The organism is Microvirga aerilata (assembly GCF_016743775.1).
Lineage (GTDB): Bacteria > Pseudomonadota > Alphaproteobacteria > Rhizobiales > Beijerinckiaceae > Microvirga > Microvirga aerilata.
Genome location: NZ_JAEQMY010000379.1, coordinates 1 through 513 on the forward strand (window position 1 = coordinate 1; position 513 = coordinate 513).

Consider the following 513-nt stretch of genomic DNA (forward strand, 5'->3'; position numbering starts at 1 on the left):
GTCATTCTCCAGACGAGCCTCACGCCCTAGGCTCAGAACGGATGATCTGGCTGGAAGTTCGAGGTCCCCGAAAACTTCCTTGAAGCGGTCAACCTGCTGCAACGGCGTAGGATTGGCTTGCACCACTCCACGTGTGTGATGTCGGTCTCATCAAAAGGATCCTGATAAGGCGCCACAACTCCCGGTGCCCGGCGGCCCCTGCCTTAGCCCGGCTGCCGAGATGATTGTCGGAACCTTCAGGATGGTTCAAACTGCAGCTGACCTGGCGGCCAATGCGGCAACGGGCGTGATGCTTGGCGGCAGCGAAGCAGGCGAAGCCATTCGCCGGGCGGGACAGGTCCAGAGATGGTCTTTCTCGCCGATAATGGTAGATTGGTCCAAGGTCGAGTCTTGGAAAATCCAGACCAAAGCGTTATTTGCCTGTGCATTCTCCCTACGGTGTTTTGACATTAAACAGCATCAGGCGCATTGAGGCCGCCTTGGTCGCCGGACCGGCTCAAGCCGCAATGTTGG

General features: G+C 57.9%; 1 protein-coding gene. It reads left to right on the forward strand.

The window, feature by feature from the left end; translation table 11 throughout:
• The first annotated feature begins 220 nt into the window (after positions 1 to 220).
• Positions 221 to 472 (forward strand): hypothetical protein, encoded by a 252-nt coding sequence (locus JKG68_RS32900; RefSeq protein ID WP_210346539.1) that lies wholly within the window; start codon positions 221 to 223, stop codon positions 470 to 472.
• Positions 473 to 513: the final 41 nt, after the last annotated feature.

Bases quoted from the DNA above. Each gene is read 5' to 3' on its own strand.
- JKG68_RS32900 (WP_210346539.1), top strand. From the start codon at position 221: ATGATTGTCGGAACCTTCAGGATGGTTCAAACTGCAGCTGACCTGGCG.